Here is a 21,723-nt window from a genome sequence, read left to right on the forward strand (position 1 = left end):
TGTCGGTCACGCTCGTCTCAAGGCTGCGGGGGGTCTGGCGCCGGCGAGCGGCCGGCTTCCGGGCGCTGGTCTCGTCGTCCATGGGTCACGCACCTCTCTGGTCTTCCAGGATGGCCAGCACGCCGCGGGCCGGAATCTCGATCCAGTCCGGACGGTTGTTGGCCTCGTAATCGATCTCGTAGAGCGCCTTCTGCAGCAGGCAGAGGCGCAGCAGGCGCTCGTGCGTGCCCTCGTGGGTGACGGCCGCGCGGCTGCCCTGCACGGCGGCGGCGTAGGCCTCCAGGAAGGCCCCGCTCACCATCCGGCGCCAGGCGGCGACCGCGGTCTTCGCCCGGTCGCCGGCCTCGGCGAAGCGCGACGACACCTCCCGGGTCACCGTCTCGCCGCCATAGGCGAACGAGCGCAGGATGCCGGCGACGTCGCGCAGCGGCGTCGACTTCGCCCGGCGCTCGTCCACCGGCCGGGACGGCTCGCCCTCGAAGTCGACGATGATGAGGTCGTCCTGCGAGGCCAGCACCTGGCCGAGATGGTAGTCCCCGTGGATGCGGGTGCGGTGAGCGCCCTGCGGCACGTCCCGGCTCAGGGACGCGATCAAGGCCTCGATCTCCGCCTTGGCGGAGACGATCGCGGAGGCCGCCTCCTGGGCGCTCTCGGGCGCCGTGAAGCCGAGTGCGCCGCAGGCCCGCAAGGCCTTCTCGGCCTGGCGCCGCGTGTCGGCGGCGAGCGCAGCGAGATCCTCCTCGGTGAAGGGCTCGGCGGCGAAGGCCCGGTCGGCGGTCTCGGTCGCGAGCGCGCGGTGCATCTCGGCGGTGCGCTGACCCAGGAGCCCCGCCCAGCGCAGGTGGGTGGCGAAGGTCTCCTCGGGCGCCGGCGCCTCGCTCTCGGGCACCAGCACGATCGTGTCGAGGTCGCGGCGCAGGTACTCGAGCATCAGGGTCCAGGCATCGCCCTGGTTGCGCACGAAGGCCTGGAGCAGGCCGAGCGCCGTCGCCGTGCCGTCGGGCCCGACATGCTCGATCACGCCCAGCAGCGCCGGGGTGTTCTTGAACCCGGCCTCCTCGGTGAGGAAGCGCCCGACCTCGATCTCCGGATGCGTGCCGGGCTGGAGCCGGCGCAGGAGCTTGAGCATCGCCCGCGAGCCGAAGGCGATCGAGGTGTTGCTCTGCTCCGCCGAGAGCCGCCGGATGTCGGCCGGGTCGAGCTCGAGTTCGGGATCGAAGGCCGAGGTCGCGGTGAAGCGGATGCGGCCCTTCTCGGAGGCGATCTCGCGGCCGTGGCGGATCGCGTCAACCATCGCCAGGGCGAAGTCGGGCGAGGAGGCAGCACCGTAGAGGAGGCCCATCCTCGGGCCGCGGCGCACCCGGGCGACCGCGTGGTCCATGAGCGACTCGTCCTCGCGGCCCTCGTCGACGGCGAGCGGCACGAAGTAGTCCTGGGTCTCGCCGTTGCCGAGCGAGACCGCGATGCGCGGCAGCAGGAAGCCGCCGGCGCCGCTCGAGGACGGCAGGATCGCGCTGTCGACCACCTCGACGCCGCGGATGCGCGTGCCCTTGGCGCCGAACCAGCGCCGCGAGCCGATGAAGCGGGGCGCCACCGTGCGCTCGAAGGCCTGGCGCTCGCGGCCCTTCATCAGGGTCTCGACGCCGCCGGTGAGAACGAGCGTGAACAGCTCCGGCGCCTCGGGGCTCGGGCCCATCGTTCCGGCATTCGCGGTCGAGAGCGAGAACCAGTAGAAGCCGTAGGCCGGCATGGTCAGCAGGTACGGCAGGTCGCCGATCGGCGGGAACGAGGTGCCGCCGGTCAGCTCCACCGGCACCGCGGTGCGCAGGTCGGACAGGTCGAGCTGCACCGCCTGCGGCGCCCGCGACAGGTTGGCGACGCAGAGCACCCGCTCGTTGTCGTGCTCGCGGATCCAGGCCAGGACCTTGCGGTTGTCCGGATACAGGAAGCGCAAGGCCCCGCGACCGAGCGAGACGTGGTTGTTGCGGATCGCGATCATCCGCCGGGTCCAGTTGAGCAGGCTGGTCTGGGCGCGCGCCTGCGCCTCGACGTTGACCGCGTCGAAGCCGTAGATCGGGTCCTGGATGGTCGGCAGGAACAGGCGGGCCGGGTCGGAGCGGGAGAAGCCGCCGTTTCGGTCCGGCGACCACTGCATCGGCGTGCGCACGCCGTCGCGGTCGCCGAGATAGATGTTGTCGCCCATGCCGATCTCGTCGCCGTAATACAGCACCGGGGTGCCGGGCATCGAGAGGACCAGGAACTTCATCAGCTCGATCTTGCGCCGGTCGTTCTCGAGCAGCGGCGCGAGGCGGCGGCGGATGCCGAGATTGATGCGGGCGCGCCGGTCAGCGGCGTAGAAGGTCCAGAGGTAGTCGCGCTCCTTGTCGGTCACCATCTCGAGCGTCAGCTCGTCATGGTTGCGCAGGAAGATCGCCCATTGGCAGCCCTCCGGGATCTCCGGCGTCTGCCGCATGATGTCGGTGATCGGGTGCCGGTCCTCCTGCGCGATCGCCATGTACATCCGCGGCATCAGCGGGAAGTGGAACGCCATGTGGCATTCGTCGCCGTCGCCGAAATACTGCGCGGTCTCCTCCGGCCACTGGTTGGCCTCGGCGAGCAGCATCCGGTCGGGGTAGGATTCGTCGAGGGCGGCGCGGATCTTCTTGATGACCGTGTGGGTCTCGGGCAAATTCTCGCAGTTCGTGCCGTCGCGCTCGATCAGGTAGGGGATCGCGTCGAGGCGCAAGCCGTCCACCCCCATGTCGAGCCAGTAGCGCATCACCTCGATCACCGCGTCCAGAACCTTCGGGTTGTCGAAGTTCAGGTCGGGCTGGTGCGAGTAGAAGCGGTGCCAGTAATACGCCTTGGCGACCGGGTCCCAGGTCCAGTTCGAGGCCTCGGTGTCGAGGAAGATGATGCGGGTGTCGGTGTACTTCTCGTCGGTGTCCGACCACACGTAGAAGTCGCGCCACTCCGAGTCCTTCGGGGCGTTGCGGGCCTGCTGGAACCAGGGATGCTGGTCCGAGGTGTGGTTGATGACGAGCTCGGTGATGACCCTGAGGCCGCGGGCATGGGCCTCGTCCACGAAGGTCCGGAACTGGTCCATCGTGCCGTAGGACTGGTTGATGTCGCGGTAATCCGCGATGTCGTAGCCGTCGTCGCGCAGCGGCGAAGGGTAGAACGGCATCACCCAGATCGCCGTGACGCCGAGGTCGCGGATGTAGTCGAGCTTCGCGGTCAGGCCGTCGAAGTCGCCGATGCCGTCGTTGTTCGCATCGAAGAAGGACTTGACGTGCACCTGGTAGATGATGGCGTCACGGTACCATTGCGGATCGCTGCGATCGATCATCGCGTCAAAGCCTCATTCGATCGGGTCGTGGCGCCGGGCTGATGGCCTTCGTGGCTGTCGCCATATTCGGGCTCAACGCGGGGCGCCGGGGAGAGTTCGGATTGCCTGCCGGCGCGGACGGTCGCCCGCCCGTGCCGATACGCAACCGGCTAGGCGGAGCCCTGCTGCCATGCGCCGCCGGGCGCGGCAAGGCGGTCGGGGCAGCGAAGCCGCCAGATCACGACGGAGCGCTCGGCCGGGTCGAGGGCGATGCGGTGGGTCTTGCCGCGCAGCTCGAACTTGTAGCCCTGGATCAGGTCCTCGACCTCGACCGCGCCGTCGTCGGGCAGCCCGAGTTGCCAGAGCGGCACCTCGTAGGTGCATTCCTGGCGGTTCCTCGGGTCGAGATTGACCATGCAGAACACCGCGTTGTCGCCGGACGGCGTCATCCGCAGGTAGGCGAGGATCTGCTCGTTCCAGGCCGGCGTGAAGACGACGTTGCGGAAATCCCAGAGGGCCGGGTTCTCGCGCCGGATGCGGTTCAGCGCGATGATGTGGTCGCGGATGTTGCCGGGCCGGTAATAATCCCAGGCCTTCAGCTCGTACTTCTCGGAATCGAGGTACTCCTCCTTGCCCGGCACCGGCGCGGCGTCGCACAGCTCGAAGCCGTTATAGATGCCGTAGACGCTCGACAGCGTCGCGGCGAGCGTCCCGCGGATGACGAAGCCCGGCCGGCCACTGGTCTGGAGGAAGACCGGGTTGATGTCCGGCGTGTTGGCGAAGAAGTTCGGGCGGTAATACTCACCCATCTCGCCAGCGAGTTCCGTCGAGTAGGAGGCCAGCTCCTCCTTGGTGTTGCGCCAGGTGAAGTAGGTGTAGCTCTGCTGGAAGCCGGCCTTGGCGAGCTTCTTCATCATCTTCGGCCGGGTGAAGGCCTCGGCGAGGAACAGCACGTCCGGGTAGCGGTCGTTGACGTCGCGGATCATCCATTCCCAGAACGGGATCGGCTTGGTGTGAGGGTTGTCGACCCGGAAGATCTTCACCCCGAGCTCGACCCAGCCGACGATGATGTCGCGCAGCTCGACCCAGAGCGACGGCACCGCGCCCTCGCGGTAGAAATCGACGTTGACGATGTCCTCGTACTTCTTCGGCGGGTTCTCGGCGAACTTGATCGTGCCGTCGGGCCGCCAGTCGAACCATTCCGGGTGCTGCTTGATCCACGGGTGGTCCGGCGAGCACTGGATCGCGAAGTCGAGCGCCACCTCCATGCCGTGGGCGTGGCTCGCCGCGACGAGGCGCCGGAAGTCGTCGAGGGATCCGAGGTCGGGATGCACCGCCTCGTGGCCGCCCTCCTCCGCGCCGACGGCGTAGACCGAGCCGACATCGCCCTCCTTCGCCTTCAGCGAGTTGTTCTTGCCCTTCCGGTTGGTGCGGCCGATCGGGTGGATCGGCGTGAAGTAGAGCACGTCGAAGCCGAGTTCGCGGATCTCGGGCAGACGGGCGATGACGTCGTCGAAGGTGCCGTGACGGTTCGGATCGCCCGACTGCGAGCGCGGGAAGATCTCGTACCAGGCCGAGAACCGGGCGGCGAGCCGGTCGGCGAAGACCTCCAGCACGACGGGATAGCGCGAGAGGTTCGCCCGCTCCGAGTTGCGGTGGATCAGCGCCGTCTGCTCCAGAAGGCGGTGGAGCTGCGCGGCCGATCCGGCCTCGTCGGCTTCCAGGGCCGCCACCAGGGCGTTCAGCGCGGCGGCGTCGCTGCCCTCGGCGAGGGACGCCGCGCGCCGGACGAGGCCGACGCCCTCCTGCGTCTCGAGATGCACGGCGATCCCGGCCTTGCGCTTCTTCTCGAGGCCCCGCAACCAGGACGAGAAGTCGTCGCGCCACGCCTCGACCGTGTACTCGTAGCGGGCGTTGCGGGTGAGCGGGAAGTGGCCGTGCCAGCGGTCGTTGTCGACGAACAGCATCGGGTCGCGGCGCCACTCGGTCTCGCCGGCCAGCCGCGAGAGGACCGCGGCGTTGATGACGTCGTGACCGTCGGTGAAGATGTCGGCCTCGACGTGGACCTGGTCGCCGACGACCCGCTTGATCGCCGAGCGGCCGCCGTCGATCTCGGGGCTCACCGCCTCGATGATCACCCGCCCCTCGCCGTTCGGGGTGGCGCGGCGCGGGCGCCGCACGGCGGCGATGCGGCGGGCGGCGAGGATGCGCACTGCGCGGGGCTCCAGGCCGATCGATTGGTCGGCCCGGAACACCAGGGGCGCGGCCTCCGGCGTCAGATCCTGGAACGGCCCGAACTCGCCGCCGGAGCCGGCGATCAGCGGCGCGGGATCGACGGCGACCGGCTTGTCCGTCGGGTTGTGCAGCACGATCACGGCGTTCTCGGCCGAGCCGGGATGGCCGGTGTCGATCCGGATCAGCGCGACGTAAGCGGCGTCCGGGGCCGAGAGGCGCCACTGCGCGCCCTCGACATTGGCCGCCGGCAGGTCGGCCCGCAGGCGGTTCACCGCCGCGACGAAGCCCGAGATGTCGATGCCGGTGTGGTGCTCGCGGCTCTCCGGCGTGGTCTCCACCACGTGGAGCGCCTTCGCGTAGCCCCACTCGTAGCCGATCGGCATCAGCACCCCGGCGGAGAAGAAGGCGGCGAGCGCGTAGCGGCTCTTGAGTTCCGCCGCCACCGCCCCGGGCCCGCCCTCCAGCGAGGCGGCGAGGCGCTGCATGTCGTGGTTCTCGGGGAAGGCGATTGAGGGCGCCAGGATGCGCAGGCGCTCGTACTGCTCGAGCGCCCAGGGCGCCTTCAGGTCCCACCAGGCGAAGGAGTTGAACAGGTAGTCGAACCCGGCCTCGGCCGTGGCGCGGGCCTCCTCGAAGGTGCAGCCCAGGGTCTCGGCGGCGAAGAGCGCGGCGTGGTCGCGCTCCTTGGCGGCCCCGATCAGGCTGCGCCACACGTCCGGCGGCACCTTGTAGGCGGCGTCGCACCGGAAGCCGGCAACGCCGAGCCCCTGGAGCCGGGCGATGTAGCCGTTCCACAATTCGGTGAGGGCCGTGCGCGGGCCGGCCTCGACGTAGTCGAACTCGGCGAGGTCGCCCCAGACGGTGATCTTCGACGGATCGTCCGGATCGACGGCGTGCGGGCTCACCGGCGCGCCGGATTCGTCGCGCACGAAGAGGTCCGGGCGCTCGTGGGCCAACGTCCCGTCGTTGGCGGCGTGGTTCACCACGAGGTCGGTCATGATCTTCAGGCCGTGCCCGGCCGCCGCCTGGCAGAAGCGGCGGATCTGCTCGTCGTCCGGGGTGCCGTCGAGGTCGCGCAGGCGCTCGTCGAGGCGGTCCACGTCGGCCACCGCGTAGAGCGAGCGCGAGCCGCCGGCCTGGTGGAACGGGTTCAGGTAGACCCAGTCGAAGCCGAGCTCGGCGATGCGGGGGAGTTCCGCGGTCCAGGCCGAGACCCGGCCGACCAGGAGGGGAAACAGGTTGTAGATCCGCGGTCCGGCCGCCAGCGGCGCCAGGGTGGCCGGGAGCGGCGTCACCTCGCGGGTGCGCTTCGCCGGCTTGGTGCTGGTGCGGGGTACGTTCATCGGCCCGATCCTGCCTGCTCTCTCTCGATCATCTCAGGCGGGCCGGCCGCGGCACCCCGAGGGGTTGCCGGCCGGCCCGACGTCTCAACTGGCGGAGTGACGCAGAACCGCCAGGGGCAAACGTGCGAAGAGTCGCTCGACGTGCAGCCGACCGCCCTCCGCCCGCACCTCGTCGCCGGTCACCAGGTCGCGCCAGACGCCGCCCTCCGGCACCGGCAGCACGGTCCCGGCGAACGACCCTGCGAGGCGCGGGCCGTCCCCGGCCGCGACGCGGCGGGGCACCGCCACCAGGAGGTCGCCGGCCTCGGAGCCCACGGTCGCGTCCTGGCGCAGGAAGGCGACGACGCGCTCCGCCCCCTGCCCCTCGGCCGCGACCGGGGTGTAGTCGGCCTCGGCGTAGAAGCCGGGATGGGCGCCGCGGTCGGCGAGCAGCCGGGCCAGCACCGCCTGCTTGATCCGCCCGTCCGGCCAGGCGGCGAGCAGGTCCTCCAGCGCCACGTCCTGCCCGAGCGCCGCCTCGCGCTCGGCGTAGTCGACCGGGCGGCGGTTGTCGGGATCGACGAAGGAGAAGTCCCAGAACTCCGTGCCCTGGTAGATGTCGGGCAGGCCAGGCAGTGTGCATTTCAGTGCCGAGCGGGCGAGCCCCGTCACCATGCCGACCCGCGCCAGCCGTTCGGCGAAGGGCCAGAACTCGCGCAGGAAGTCCGAGCCCGGCGCCACCAGGGCGTCGAAGAGCCTGGAGACCGCGCCCTCGTAGGCCTCGTCGACGTTGACCCAGCTAGACCGGCGCTTGCCCTCGCGCATCGCCTTCTCGGCATAGGCGCCGAGCCGCTCGCGGAACTCCTCGACGGACGACGGGTCCGGCGTCTCCGTCAGCAGTTCCAGCGGCCAGGCGCCGAGGATCGCCTGCAGAAACATCCACTGGTCGTTGGCGTCGGGCGCCGCCTCGCCCTCGACCTCCGAGAGGTGCGGCTGCACCAGCCGACCCCACAGGGCCCAGGCCTCGCCCCATTCCTGCGGGATCTCCGAGAGGGCGAGGAGCCGGGTGCGGGCATCCTCGCCGCGCTTGGTGTCGTGGGTGGCGGTCGTGATCATCGCGTTCGGCCAGTCGCGGGCACGGGCCGCCTGGAGCGCGTGGAAATGCTCCGCCGACAGGCCGTACTCGCCCGGATCGCCCCCGACCTCGTTGAGCCCGAGCAGCTCGACGTAGCGGTAGAACAGGGTGTCCTCCAGGCTCTTTGCCATCACCGGGCCGGTGAGCTGCTGGAAGCGGCGGCGGAAGCGGCGCACCACCTCGGGATCGGGGCGGCCCGGCCCCTCGGTGTCGAGACGCCCGAGGAGCACGGCCTGCGCGAAGTCGTGCACCGAGCGGTCGGGCAGGCGCGAGCGGCGCTTGGCCTTGCGCACGGTGTCGCCGATGAGCTTCAGGTCCTCGGCCTCGATCTCGCCCTCGTCGAGCTCCTGCGGCAGGTAGCTGCGATAGACCGGGAAGCGGGCGATGATCTCGGACAGGGCCTGGCGCAGGGCATTGACCGAGAAGTCGCGGGTGCGCCGGTCGGCATCCGCGACCTGCTTCAGGTCCGAGGTCAGGACTTCCAGCTCGCTGGCGAAGCTGGTCTCCAGGATCTCGCCCTTCACGTTGCGCAGGAGCCAAGCATAGGGCTCGTCCATGCCGGTCGCCCCGGCATAGAGCCCGGCCACCGCCTCGCGCCTGCCCTGGTCGACGAACAGCCCGTCGATCTGGTTGAGCACGTCGTAGCCGGTGGTGCCGGCGATCGGCCACGGACGCAGCTTCTCGCCCGGCTCGAGGATCTTCTCGACCACGATGTAGAAGCCGGGCCCGAGCGCCGCCTGGAGCGCGCGGGCGTAGCCCGCCGGGTCGGCGAGTCCGTCGATGTGGTCGATGCGCAGCCCGTCGATCCGCCCCTCGCGGATCTGGCGGAAGAGCATCGCGTGGGCGCCCTCGAACACCCGCCTGTCCTCGACCTTGAGCCCGGCGAGCGAGTTCACGTCGAAGAAGCGGCGGTAGTTGATGTCGCTCGCCGCGACCCGCCAATGGGCCAGCCGGTAAGCCTGGGCTTCCAGGATCCGGTGCAGCGCCCCGAAGCTGTCGGGATGGCCCTTGAACCCGTTGACCAGGGTCACCGCCCGGTCGATCGCGGTCTTGAGGTGGCTCGAGGCCGCGACCGCGTGGGCGAGGCGCCGCTTCAAGCCTTCCGCCTCCTCCGGGAAGGCGGCGAGACGGTCGTGGTGGGTCTCGTCGCCCATCCGGCGCAGGCGCTCGGAGATCGACAGCACTTCCGCCGAGGCCTCGTCGCCGACCTCCGGCAGGGCCGCCAGCGCCCGGTCGAGGATGATCGGGTAGCTCAGCGGGTTGACCGGGAAGCGGTGCTCGAAGTGCCAGACGCTGAAGCCGCCCTCCTCCGGGTCGAAGGCGAGCTTGAGGTCGCCCTTCTCCAGGGCCTCGCCGTAGCGGTCGCCGAGGAACGGCACGACGAGCTTGTTGCGGGCACCGAGCCGGCCCCAGTCGATGTCGAAGGCGTCGGCCGCCGGCGACAGGGCGCCCCATTCGAGCACCGAGAGCCACCACGGGTTGTCGGCGCCGCCGACGCCCATGTGGTTGGGCACGATGTCGAGCAGGAACTTGAGGCCGTGGGCCTTCAGCGTGTCGCTGAAGCGGATGAACGCCTCCTCGCCGCCGAGCTCCGGGTTGATCTCGCGGTGGTCGACGATGTCGTAGCCGTGCATCGAGCCCGGCCGCGCCTTGTGGATCGGCGAGGCGTAGACGTGGCTGATGCCGAGCTTCGCGAGATACGGGACGATCCTCGCGGCGTGGTCGAAGGTGAAGTCCTTGTGGAATTGCAGCCGGTAGGTCGCCCGCGGCGGCGGCGAGGCGAGGCGCGCGGCCCCCGAGCGCGGTCCGCGCTCCTCGGCCGAGAGCGACGAGGCGAGCTTGGCCAGCGGCCCGCCGGGGGCGGCGATTGCCGCGAGGTCGCGGTCGAGCTTGCGGCGCCAGTTCGGGTAGCCCTCGGTGACGCCCGGCATGTTGGCCTGGCTCACCTCGCCGAGGATGTCCTCGTACTGCACCGCCGTGAGCACCGACGGGGCGCGGGCGAGGAACCGCACCGCGGCCTCGAAGGGCGGCTCGGCCGGCACCTCGTTCGTCGGAATCAGGCCCTCCTGGTGGAGGGCTTCCGCGAGGCGCCGGCGCTCGTGCACCCGCTCCTCGCGTTCGGCCCCGGCCCGGTCGGCGTCGTAGAGGCCGAGCGACTGGCGGAGTTCCGTGTCAACCCCGCGCCACCAGCCGACGAAGGTCGGCAGGTCGTGGGTGGTGATGGCGCAGAGCGCGTCGCGCGGGTACTCGGCCGGGCGCTTGAACGCGCCGCCGTCGCCCCGCTCGAAGGACAGGATGCGGTAGCTCAGGATGCCGGCCTGCATCAGGGCGTCGGAGAACCCGGCCGGCGCGGTGCCGAGGTCTTCCGCGATGACGAGGCACTTCGCCCGGTGGCTCTCCAGGCGCAGCACCGCCAGCATCGCGTCGAACGGCATCGCCACGTAGGCGCCGCCCTTCGCGCCCTGCCCCACCGGGATCAGGAACAGCCGGGCGAGCTGGAAGGCGTGGTCGATGCGGATCGCGCCGGCGTGCCGCATGTTGGCCTGGACGAGGGCCCGGAAGGCCGCGAGACCGTCGCGCTCCAGCTCCAGCGGGTCGAAGGGCGGAAGCCCCCAATCCTGGCCGTTCGGGGCCAGGATGTCCGGCGGCGCGCCGATCGACAGGCCCGCGGCGAAGCGCTCAGGGTGCGACCAGACCTCCGAGCCGCCGCGATCGGCGCCGACCGCGAGGTCGCGGTAGAGCCCGAGGCGCATCCCCGAGGCCAGGCCCGCTTGCGCCGCGCGGGCGAGCTGCCGGTCGGCGAGGAACTGCAGCCAGGCGTGGTAGGAGACCCGCTCCTGATGCTCGGCCGCGAACGCTGAGACCTCCGGCGTGCCGTTGCGGCGGTAGGCCTCCGGCCAGTCGCCGAGCCAGTGGGCGCCTGCCTGCGAGAAATGCTCCGCCAGGGCCTCGAAGGTGGCATGGGCCTCCAGGTTCTCGCCGAAGGCGGCCCGGAAGGTCAGGAACTCAGTGTCCCGTCCGGCCCGGGCCGGCGAATCCTGCCACAGGGCCTCGAGCACCGGGCTCAGCACCTGCCAGACGCCGGCATGGTCGACCAGGGAGGCGTCGCGCAGGCGCGCGATCTCGGGCGCCGAGTCCCTCAGCAGGTGCTCGGCGGGGCTGCCGGCCAGGCCCGGGAGCGTCGTCGGGTCAACGAACAGCGTCTCGAGGAACAGGCGCGAGGACGGCGAGTAGGGCGAGACCTTCTGGCGATCGGTCGAGAACAGGGCGTGGACCGGGCTCAGGCCGAGGAACGCCGCGCCCCTCGCGCCGGCATCCGCCGCGGCCCGGCCGGCATCGGCGTAGGTGCCGATGCCGAGATTGGTCTCCGAGCGCAGGCCGTAGAGCTGCGCGGCAAGGCCCCAGTCCCGGGCGCCCTCGTCGCCGAGCGCGCGCGGGCGCCAGCAGCGCTGGGGAGCGGCGATCACCGTCGCCTCGGCGCGGCTCTCGCCGAGCGTCACGGTGAGGCGGTGGTAGCCGGGGGTGAGCGGCGGCAGCTCGATCGCGTCGGTCTCGGGGCCGAGCGCGACGCGGCCGTCACGGGCGGTGCCCCGCTCGTCGACGATGCGCCAGCTCACCGTGCCTGCGGCCTCGCCCGGCCTCACCGGCACCCGGGCGGCGCGCCTGGCCTCGACCGGGACCAGCGGCGGCACGAGGCCGTGGCGCAGGGAATGGATGCGGTCCAGGCTCGCCCGCGCCTCTTCCTCGGTGCCGGCCGGCAGGCCGAGGGCAGCGAGGAGGCCCCGGCGCACGTCGAGCGGGGTCTCGACGCGCTGGCCGAAGGCGTCGGTGTAGTCCGCGGCGATGCCCGCCTCATCGGCGAGCCGCGCGACGACATCCTCGGTCACGGCCATCTCAACGTACCTCTTTCACGAACACGCCCGACCAGGCGGGCAGGACCAGGGAACCGTTCTCGCCCTCGGACACGGCCGGCGAGCGCCAGACGACGCGGCCGGGCAGCGTGGCGAGTTCGTAGGGCTCGCCCCCGAATGCGCCGACGAATCGCAGGGAGCCGCCGGCGTAGGACCAGGTCACGTCGATCACGTCGGGCCGCGGCAGCGCGTAGCGCCCGCCCCGCCAGGCGGTCTTCGTCAGCGGCACCACCTCGCGCTGGCGTAAGCGCAGGAGCGCGGTCGTGTCGGCCAGGACCTCGCGATGGCCCGGGCGGTCGCGCTCCGCCCAATCGAGGGCCGAGCGCCGGAACGTCTCCTCGGCAGTGGGATCGGGAATGGTCTTGGCCTTCTCCTCGTCGGCGAAGGCCGCGAAGCTCTTGAACTCGCGCCGCCTCCCGTCGCGGACCGCCTTGTTCAGCTCCTCGTCGGGGGCGAAATCGACGAAGAACAGGAACGGCGTCGAGGCCGACCATTCCTCGCCCATCCACAGCATCGGGATCTGCGGGCTGAGGAGCAGCCCGGCCCGGGCGAGCGCCAGCCTCGACGGATCGGCAAGGTGGCTCAGCCGCTCGCCGAGCGCCCGGTTGCCGACCTGGTCGTGGTTCTGCAGGAAGGTGACGAAGGCCGAGGGCGGCAGGTGGCCGGAGGGCTCGCCGCGGGGATGGTCGTCGAGGGTCTTGAACGGCTCGCCCTGGTAGGCGAAGCCCTCCGCAAGGCTGCGGGCGAGGTGGGCGGCCGGCTTGTCGGCGAAGCTCTCGTAGTAGCCGGAATCCTCGCCGGTGAGCAGGATGTGCCAGCCGTGATGGGTGTCGTCCGCCCATTGCGCGCTGTGGAAGCGCGGCTTCCCCGCCCCGTCGCGCTCCAGCCACGAGGCCTGGTTGGCCTCGTTCTCGAGCATCAGGTGGATCGGCCGGTGGGGGTGAGCCGCGCGGATGCGCTCGGCCAGCTCGCCGAGGAAGTGCTTCTCCGAATCGTCCAGGATCGCGTGGACGGCGTCGAAGCGCAGGCCGTCGACGTGGAACTCCTCCAGCCAGTACAGGGAGTTGTGGACGAAGTAGTCCCGCACCACCTCGCCGCTGGTCTTGCCGTCGAAGTTGATGCCCGCGCCCCACGGCGTCTGGTGGCGCTCGGTGAAGAACGACTTGGCGTAGGCGTTGAGATAGTTCCCGGCCGGCCCGAAGTGATTGTAGACGACGTCGAGGAAGACCATCAGGCCGAGGGAATGGGCCCTGTCGACGAGACGGCGCAGGTCGTCGGGCGTGCCGTAGGCGGAATCCGGCGCGTAGGGCAGCACGCCGTCATAGCCCCAGTTGCGGCTGCCCTTGAAGTCGGCGAGCGGCAGGAGCTCGATCGCGGTGACGCCCAGGTCGCGCAGGGCCTCGAGCTTGCCGGCGAGCGCCGCGTAGGTCCCCTCCGGCGTCGCGGTGCCGACGTGGCACTCGTAGATCACCGTCTCCTCGAAGGGGCGCCCGGCCCAGTCCCGGTCGGTCCAGGCGAAGGCCGCCGGGTCGATCACCTCGGAGAGCCCCGAAACGTCCTCCGGCTGGAAGCGCGAGGCGGGATCGGGCACGACGAGGTCGCCGTCGATCCGGTAGCCGTAGCGGGTGCCCGCCCGCACGCCCGGCACGGTCAGGCGGCGCCAGCCCTCGCCCCCATCGGGGAGGTCGTGTTCGGTCCCGTCGAGAACCAGGGCGACGCTCGTCGCGGTCGGAGCCCAGAGAGCGAAACGCACGCCCTCCGGTCCGATCTCCGCACCGAATGGCATGCTGTGGGCGCGCCGCATCGGGCCACCATCCTTCGAAAGCGAGACTGCAAAAGAGCGAGACTGAGCGGCGTGGGGGGCCGTTCAGGAAATTCGGCCGGGGTGGCCGGGTTCCGCACTGCGAAAAGAGCGTGGACCGCCGCGGGAGCTAAGGCGGCCGGCGCCCCCGGCAATGGCCGGACCGGAGGGTCGATGGGGATGGCGGGCCGCGATCACCCCGACACGGTGGGACGCGCGAGCGACGGCGCTCACGGCATCGCCGACGATTGACTGATGAGAGCCGTGAAAAGGGCTCAGAGCGCCCAGGCGAGCGTCGCCGCGAAAGCCACCACGACGGCGGCCCCGGTCGCGGTCGCGGCCACCCGTCCGAAGCCCGTCGCCACGGCCGCGACGCCGTCCTCGGCGAAGCCGAAGGCCTGGCCGGCGGCCTGCTCGGCGCGGGCAAGGGAGAGATGGCGGGCGTGGCGGTTGGCGGCTCTCATCGTCGGGACGCTCCTGCGGCGCGGGCCTCCCCCGTCGGGCGTCGGGAGCAGCCGTTCGGACAACGGGCGGTCACGGCCGAGGTTCCGGGAGGGGCTCCTGGGGATGCCTCGGGCCTCATCAAGCTTTAAGGGAGTTTGTTTACGTCTCGGTGACTCTGGTACGGGTTCTGCTGCGCGTCGGATTCGCAACCCCCGACGCGACCATGCCCGTTCGTCACACCCCGGCTCCGCCCGAAACCCCTTTTTGTTCCGCGTTTGTTCCGGTATAGGGAGAGGATGACCTCGAATGCTGCCAGAGCCCTTCCCCCACCGCGAGGCCGTCGCGTGAGCGAGGCCGCACGAGACCTGTTCGGACCGGGCGCCAAGCCGGTGGACCCGCTGAAGGCGGAGGCCGCCAAGGCCGAGGCCTCCAGGCGCCCGAAGCCCGTCGCCGTGCCCCCGCCCGCGGAGGCCGCCGAGGCCGGCTACGACGCCTCGGCGATCGAGGTGCTGGAGGGGCTGGAACCGGTGCGGCGCCGGCCCGGCATGTATATCGGCGGCACCGACGAGAAGGCGCTGCACCACCTCTTCGCCGAGGTGATCGACAACTCCATGGACGAGGCGGTGGCGGGACACGCCAGCTTCATCGAGGTGGAGCTGGAGGAGAGCGGCTGCCTCGTCGTGACCGATAACGGCCGCGGCATCCCGGTCGACCCGCACCCGAAGTTTCCCGGCAAGTCGGCGCTCGAGGTCATCATGACCACGCTGCATGCCGGCGGAAAGTTCGATTCGAAGGTCTACGAGACCTCGGGCGGCCTGCACGGCGTCGGCATCTCGGTGGTGAACGCCCTTTCGGACGTGCTCGAGGTCGAGGTCGCCCGCAACCAGACCCTCTACCGGCAGACCTTCTCCCGCGGCCACGCGCAAGGGCCGATCGAGACGGTCGGCCGGGTGCAGAACCGGCGCGGCACCAGGGTGCGCTTCCATCCGGACGCCGAGATCTTCGGCGAGCACAGGTTCGATCCGCGCCGCCTGTTCAAGATGGCCCGCTCGAAGGCGTACCTGTTCGGCGGGGTCGAGATCCGCTGGCGCTGTGCCCCTGCCCTGCTGGAGGGCGTCGAGAACGTGCCTGCGGAGGCCGTGCACCGCTTCCCGGCCGGCCTCAAGGACTACCTCGCCCGCGAGATCGACGGCAAGGACCTCGTCGCCGACAACGTCTTCGCCGGCAAGGTGACGAAGCCCGGCAGTCACGGCTCGCTCGAATGGGCGGTGGCGTGGCTGTCAAACGACGACGGCTTCTCCTCGTCCTACTGCAACACCATCCCGACGCCGGAGGGCGGCACCCACGAGAGCGGGATGCGGGTGGCGCTGCTGCGGGGCCTGCGCGACCACGCCGAGCGCGTCGGCCAGGTCAAGCGCGTGCAGTCGGTCACCGCCGACGACGTGATGGCGACCTGCGCGGCGATGCTCTCGGTGTTCATCCGCGAGCCCGAGTTCCAGGGCCAGACCAAGGACAAGCTCGCGACGCTGGAGGCCTCCCGCATCGTCGAGGCGGCGATCCGCGACGCCTTCGACCACTGGCTCGCCGCCTCCCCGGCCCAGGCCAACAAGCTCCTCGACTGGGTGATCGACCGGGCCGAGGAGCGCCTGCGCCGGCGCCAGGAGAAGGAGGTCGCCCGCAAGACCGCGACGCGCAAACTGCGCCTGCCGGGCAAGCTCGCCGATTGCTCGAAGGCGGGCGCCGCGGGCTCCGAGATCTTCATCGTCGAGGGCGATTCGGCCGGCGGCTCGGCCAAGCAGGCGAGGGACCGCGCCACACAGGCGATCCTCCCCTTGCGCGGCAAGATCCTCAACGTCGCCTCGGCGAGCCGGGACAAGCTCGGGGCGAACCAGCTCCTCTCCGACCTGATCCTGGCGCTCGGCTGCGGCATCGGCAAGCAGTACCGACACGACGACCTTCGCTACGAGAAGGTCATCATCATGACCGACGCCGACGTCGACGGCGCCCACATCGCCTCGCTGCTGATCACCTTCTTCTATCGGCAGATGCCGGAGCTGATCGAGGGCGGCCACCTCTACCTGGCGGTCCCTCCCCTCTACCGGCTGACCCAAGGCGCGAAGAGCGCCTACGCCCGGGACGACCGCCACAAGGAGCAGCTGCTCAAGACCACCTTCAAGTCGGGCAAGGTCGAGATCGGGCGCTTCAAGGGCCTCGGCGAGATGATGCCGGGGCAGCTCAAGGAGACCACGATGGACCCGAAGAAGCGCACGCTCCTGCGGGTCGAGGTGGTGGAGGAGGCGCGCGACGCCACCGGCGACACGGTCGAGCGGCTGATGGGCAACAAGCCCGAGGCCCGCTTCGCCTTCATCTCCGAGCGGGCGGTCTTCGCCGACGAGATCGAGCTCGACATCTGACGCCCGCCGGCGAGGAGCGATCCGCTCTTTCGTACGAAGAAGGCCCGGCCGCTCGCGCGGCTGGGCCTTCTTCGTACGAAAGAGCGTCCGTCGAGCGGACCTCGCCCGTGCCTACGCCCGACGATCGTCCGCGATAGCGAGCCGCGGCGACCCCGACGGGTCCCTTCCACGCGAAAAGCCCGGCCGTGAGGCCGGGCTCCGCTCCGTCGGTGAGACGGACAGTTCGGCTTAGAAGCCGCCGAACTTGTAGTTCAGGCCGGCGCGGACGACCGCGAACTCGGTCTCGCGACGGTACAGGTTGGCCGGGCCGACCGACACCACGCCCGGCGAGAACACCGAGTACTGCGTGCCGTTGGCGGTCTGGGCGAACACGCCGTTGTTGCGGTTGCCCTGATCCAGGTTCACGTACAGGCCTTCGACCTTGAGGGTCACGGCCGACGAACGGAAGAAGTTCAGGAACGAGTCGGTGGGCAGAGCGTACTCGACGCCGCCGCCGACGACCCAGCCGGTCTGGAAGTTGTCGCGCGAGCTGTTCGGCAGGCCGAAGTCGCGACCGCCGCCCGAGCCGTAGGCGAAACCGCCGGTGGCGTACACGAGGGTGCGGTCCCAGGCGTAGCCGAGACGGCCGCGGACGGTGCCGAAGAAGTCCAGGCCCGAGATGCCGTTCGGGTTGAACACCAGGGCGCCCGGAGCGACGTTGCCGCCCGGCACGGTGGCGAAGGCGTAGCGGTTACGATCGCGGCCGAAATCGGCGTACTGAGCGTCGGCCTCGATGCCGACGACCACGCCCGAGCCCGGGGTGAACTGGTAGTTGTAGCCGATCTGGCCGCCGCCGACGAAGCCGTCGTTGCTGTTGCGGTTGCCGAAGGCGAGCACGCCGGCGGCCGGGGCGCCGGCGCCGGTGACGAACACGCTGCTGGCGGCGGTGGCGCCGGCCGGCACGCCGACGACGGTCGGGGCGCGGGTGTCAGCGGTGTTGAAGCCGTAGCCGGCGTTGAAACCGGCGTAGAAGCCCGTCCAGGTGAAGACCGGCACCGGCGTGAAGACCGGCGGCGGGGCGACGCGGCGCGGCAGGTCGGCGGCCGAGGCAGCGGCGGACAGGCCGACGAGGGCCACGGAGGCGAGGAGGATCTTCTTCATTCTCTGACTGGTCCTGATTGGCGAGAGCCGGCGCGCTTCTATCCCCGGTCGGTCACCCGGTCTGTCGCATTCCTGCAACGAGGCCAGGATTTACCCCGCCACCCGTCAACGAAACGTGAATCGGGAGCGAGCGCCGTCGCGAAAAATCGAGGCGTTGCGGTCACTTGGCATTAACCATGGTGCCGCAGCCTCTCACGGGAGAACTTCCCCCGAGGAACCGAGATGGCCGCTCACGGGCGCGAGACCGCGCCGACACCCCTCCTCCGGCGCACCTGGAGGATGGCCCTGATCGCCGTCGCGGCGTCGCTGGCCGCCACCCACTTCCTCGCCTCGCGCGGCACGCCCGCGAGCACGGGCGCGGTCGCGGCCCTGCGCGGCCACGCCGAGCCCGAGACCACCGGATCGATCGCCGGACGGGCGGCGGGCACCCGCCTCGATCCCTGCGCGGCGGCATCGCGTCCATAAGGAGGGCGGGCGGCGGGACGGATCGCGCCGCCGTCCACCGGAGGCACCGAACAAATCACGGCCAGGACTTGACAAAAGGGCGCGCATCGGGCGTGTCCTGCGGGCGGTCGCGTGCCCGACGCGACGGAGCAATGGCGTGAACGTCCCTCCTCGGCACATCCGGCGCGGGACAGGCTGCGAAACGACTTTGCCTCCCGGCCGTTGCCGCGACGGTTTCTCCGCGCCGGCCCGATCTGCCCGCGCGCAACGGTTCTCTTCAGGATGTCATTCGCCGAACTGGGTTTAAGCGAGAAGGTCCAGCAGGCCGTCGAGGCCGCGGGCTACACCACGCCGACCCCGATCCAAGCCCAAGCCATCCCGCACGTCCTGGCGCGGCGCGACGTCCTGGGCGTCGCCCAGACCGGCACCGGCAAGACGGCGGCCTTCACGCTGCCGATGCTCACCCTCCTGGAGCAGGGCCGGGCCCGGGCGCGGATGCCGCGCACGCTGATCCTCGAACCGACGCGCGAGCTCGCCGCGCAGGTCGAGGAGAATTTCGAGCGCTACGGCAGCAATCACAAGCTGAACGTCGCGCTCCTGATCGGCGGCGTCTCGTTCGCCGACCAGGACCTCAAGATCACCCGCGGCGTCGACGTGCTGATCGCGACTCCCGGCCGTCTCCTCGACCACTTCGAGCGCGGCAAGCTGCTGCTCACCGGCGTCGAGCTGCTCGTCATCGACGAGGCCGACCGGATGCTCGACATGGGGTTCATCCCCGACATCGAGCGGATCGTGAAGATGGTGCCGTTCACGCGCCAGACGCTGTTCTTCTCCGCGACGATGCCGCCGGAGATCCAGCGCCTCGCCGACGACTTCCTGCACAATCCCGTCCGCATCGAGGTGGCGCGCCCCGCCTCCACCGCCGCCACCATCACCCAGCGGTTGGTCGCGACGGGCGCCGAGGGGCACCAGAAGCGCAAGACCCTGCGCAAGCTGATCCGCGCGGCGGAAGAGCTGAACAACGGCATCATCTTCTGCAACCGCAAGCGCGACGTCGCGCAGCTGCAGAAGTCGCTGTCGAACCACGGCTTCAACGTCGCGGCCCTGCACGGCGACATGGACCAGCGCGCCCGCATGGCGGCGCTCGACGCGTTCCGCTCCGGCGAGGTGCCGCTGCTCGTCGCCAGCGACGTCGCCGCCCGCGGCCTCGACATCCCGGCGGTGAGCCACGTCTTCAATTTCGACGTGCCCCACCACGCGGAGGATTACGTCCACCGCATCGGCCGCACCGGCCGGGCGGGCCGCTCCGGGGCCGCCTTCACCCTGATCGGCCGCGGCGACGAAAAGTCGCTCTCGGCGATCGAGACGCTGATCGGCCAACCGATTCCCTGGGCGGAGGGCGACCTCGCCAGCCTGCCCGAGGACGAGGCGAGCGAGCCGGGCGAGCGGCGCGGCCGCAACGGCCGCGGCAGGCGGGCCGAGGGACCGCGCGACGAAGGACGTCGCGAGGAGAGCCGCCGGGACGAGGGGCGCCGGGACGAGACGCGCCGCCGGCGCGCCCGCAGCCCGCGGTCCGAGGACGGCGAGACGACGCCCGCGCGCGCCAACGGCGAGGCGCGGCGCCAGCCGGACGATCGGCGCGTACCGGAGACGCGTCGGACCCCGGACGAGCGTCGTCCCCAGGTCGAACGCCAGTCTCAGGTCGAGCGCCAACACCAGGATGACCGTCGCCCTCAGGACGAGCGTGCCTCCGGTGGCCGCCGCGGCGACCGCCACCGCCAGCGGGACGACGACGCGATGCCGGAGGCCGGGATCGGGATGGGGGCTCACATCCCTGCCTTCCTGCTACGACCGGTTGTCCTGAAGAAGCGCAAGGACGACGAATAACGGGCGGAATTCAGTGTTGTCAGCGCCTGACCAGTCCGCGCCTTAACTGCTTCTCCACGGACCCCCGTTACTGGTCCTGGAGAGGTGCCGGCACGAAGCGGGTGCCCAGCGCGGAGACGTTCGATGCCTGACCTGAGCAGCGCCGAGCTTGATCGGAGCTTCCTGTTCGGTCAGCGGGCGATGGAGCTGATGAAGGCGTACCGGTCCCCGGCGACGCCGCGCAGCTACGCCGTCTGGTACACGTATGTCGCCGGCCTGAACCCGCCGCTCAACGAGGCGGTGAAGCGGATCACCGCCGAGCACGGTGCGCTCGGAGACGGCACGATCGACCAGCTGTTCGAGACCTACCTCGACGGACGGCGGCTCTCGTCCGAGACCGAGCGGGCGAGCGCGGGCGTGCTCACCGAGATCGAGCAGATCATGGAGATGCTCGACGCGGCGCTCGGCTCCACGGCGCGCTACGGCGCTTCGCTGCAGGCGTTCAGCCAGGATCTCGCCGCGCCGGCGGTGAACCGGGCCCGGGTGCGGGAGATCATCTCCTCCCTCGTCGTCACCACCCGCGACGTGGCGGCCAACAACCGCACCCTCGAGGCACGGATGCGCGAGAGCCGCAACGAGATCGAGACCCTGCGCGAGACCCTCGAGGCGGTGCGCGTCGAATCCCTGACCGACCCCCTCACCGGCATCGGCAACCGCAAGCATTTCGAGGAGATGCTGCGCATGGCGGTCGACCAGGCGGCGGTGCAGGGACAGCCGCTCTGCCTCGTCGTCCTCGACATCGACCACTTCAAGCGCTTCAACGACCTCTACGGCCACCTCACCGGCGACCAGGTGCTGCGCCTCGTCGCGATGACGATGCGCGAGAACGTCGAGTCCCGCACCACCCTGGCGCGGTTCGGCGGCGAGGAGTTCGGGATCATCCTGCCGGATTGCGAGCGGCTCGCGGCGCGGGAGCTGGCCGAGAAGGTGCGCACCAGCGTGATGGGCCGGGAGCTGGTCAAGCGCTCCACCGGCGAGAGCCTCGGGCGGATCACCGTCTCGGTCGGGCTCGCGGCCTACCGACGCGGCGATACCGCCGTCTCGCTGCTCGAGCGGGCCGACCACTGCATGTTCACGGCCAAGCGCTCGGGCCGCAACCGCGTGGTCGACGATTCGGTCCCGGTCGACAGCATGAACGACGTCGCCTGAGCGGGCGGCCCGCCAGGGCCGCCCCGGGACCGCGCCGCGCGCTCAGGCGTGGGCGGCCGTCAGCGCGTTCGGGTCGGCGGGGGTGATCGCCACCGATTCGCCGCAGCCGCAGGCCGAGGTCTGGTTGGGATTGTTGAACACGAACTGCGACGCCAGCTTCGTGGTCTGGAAATCCATCTGCGTACCGAGCAGGAACAGCACCGCCTTCGGGTCGATGAAGACGCGGACGCCCTTGTCCTCGATCATGTCCTCGCCGGCCTTGCGCTCCTCGGCGTATTCCATCGTGTAGCTCATGCCGGCGCAGCCGCCGTTCTTGACCCCGACGCGCAGGCCCGCAATCGGGCGCTCGGCGTCGGCCATGATGCCCTTGATCCGCTCGGCGGCGGCCTCGGTCAGCGACATCACCTTGAAGCTCGGTGCCATTGTGAAAACTCTCTCCGACGGCCGGGTTCAAGGCCCGGGCGGTTGAGGCGT

11 protein-coding genes are annotated in these 21,723 nt (G+C 70.7%); 4 read left to right on the forward strand and 7 right to left on the reverse strand.

The features are described 5' to 3' along the window. Positions 1–85: 85 nt before the first annotated feature. The 5 genes from treS to DK419_RS00540 form a co-directional block, all read right to left on the reverse strand. Positions 86–3,349, reverse strand: a complete 3,264-nt coding sequence (gene treS / locus DK419_RS00520) for a maltose alpha-D-glucosyltransferase (protein ID WP_109957370.1) — start codon at positions 3,347–3,349, stop codon at positions 86–88. Positions 3,350–3,498: 149 nt separating this feature from the next. After that, positions 3,499–6,906, reverse strand: a complete 3,408-nt coding sequence (locus DK419_RS00525) for a maltotransferase domain-containing protein (protein ID WP_109957371.1) — start codon at positions 6,904–6,906, stop codon at positions 3,499–3,501. Between the two features lie 84 nt (positions 6,907–6,990). Continuing rightward, positions 6,991–11,913 carry a malto-oligosyltrehalose synthase gene (locus DK419_RS00530; RefSeq protein ID WP_109957372.1) on the reverse strand — a complete coding sequence of 1,641 codons (4,923 nt, stop codon included), beginning with the start codon at positions 11,911–11,913 and terminating at the stop codon, positions 6,991–6,993. Position 11,914: 1 nt separating this feature from the next. Then, on the reverse strand, positions 11,915–13,735 hold the full coding sequence (gene treZ, locus DK419_RS00535) for a malto-oligosyltrehalose trehalohydrolase (protein ID WP_109957373.1): 1,821 nt from the start codon (positions 13,733–13,735) through the stop codon (positions 11,915–11,917). Between the two features lie 272 nt (positions 13,736–14,007). Continuing rightward, positions 14,008–14,196 carry a hypothetical protein gene (locus DK419_RS00540; RefSeq protein ID WP_109957374.1) on the reverse strand — a complete coding sequence of 63 codons (189 nt, stop codon included), beginning with the start codon at positions 14,194–14,196 and terminating at the stop codon, positions 14,008–14,010. Positions 14,197–14,520: 324 nt separating this feature from the next. On the opposite strand from DK419_RS00540, the gene parE reads away from it, so the two are divergent. Next, the gene (gene parE, locus DK419_RS00545; protein WP_109957375.1) at positions 14,521–16,590 is read left to right on the forward strand and encodes a DNA topoisomerase IV subunit B; all 2,070 of its coding nucleotides are present in this window, start codon (positions 14,521–14,523) and stop codon (positions 16,588–16,590) included. Positions 16,591–16,818: 228 nt separating this feature from the next. On the opposite strand, the gene DK419_RS00550 is transcribed toward parE, so the two are convergent. Continuing rightward, positions 16,819–17,730: an outer membrane protein gene (locus DK419_RS00550; RefSeq protein WP_109957376.1), complete on the reverse strand. Its 912-nt coding sequence runs from the start codon at positions 17,728–17,730 to the stop codon at positions 16,819–16,821. Between the two features lie 279 nt (positions 17,731–18,009). On the opposite strand from DK419_RS00550, the gene DK419_RS00555 reads away from it, so the two are divergent. The 3 genes from DK419_RS00555 to DK419_RS00565 all read left to right on the forward strand — a co-directional run bounded on the left by DK419_RS00555 (position 18,010) and on the right by DK419_RS00565 (position 21,249). After that, on the forward strand, positions 18,010–18,195 hold the full coding sequence (locus tag DK419_RS00555; protein ID WP_162561099.1) for a hypothetical protein: 186 nt from the start codon (positions 18,010–18,012) through the stop codon (positions 18,193–18,195). Between the two features lie 261 nt (positions 18,196–18,456). Continuing rightward, positions 18,457–20,061 carry a DEAD/DEAH box helicase gene (locus DK419_RS00560; protein ID WP_109957378.1) on the forward strand — a complete coding sequence of 535 codons (1,605 nt, stop codon included), beginning with the start codon at positions 18,457–18,459 and terminating at the stop codon, positions 20,059–20,061. 123 nt (positions 20,062–20,184) lie between these two features. After that, complete coding sequence (locus DK419_RS00565; RefSeq protein ID WP_109957379.1) at positions 20,185–21,249, forward strand: GGDEF domain-containing protein; 1,065 nt, start codon at positions 20,185–20,187, stop codon at positions 21,247–21,249. 42 nt (positions 21,250–21,291) lie between these two features. Here DK419_RS00565 and sufA read toward each other — a convergent pair whose 3' ends face one another. Beyond that, positions 21,292–21,672 carry a Fe-S cluster assembly scaffold SufA gene (gene sufA, locus DK419_RS00570; RefSeq protein WP_109957380.1) on the reverse strand — a complete coding sequence of 127 codons (381 nt, stop codon included), beginning with the start codon at positions 21,670–21,672 and terminating at the stop codon, positions 21,292–21,294. Positions 21,673–21,723: the final 51 nt, after the last annotated feature.

Origin of the sequence: Methylobacterium terrae (genome assembly GCF_003173755.1) — a bacterium.
GTDB classification, from domain to species: domain Bacteria; phylum Pseudomonadota; class Alphaproteobacteria; order Rhizobiales; family Beijerinckiaceae; genus Methylobacterium; species Methylobacterium terrae.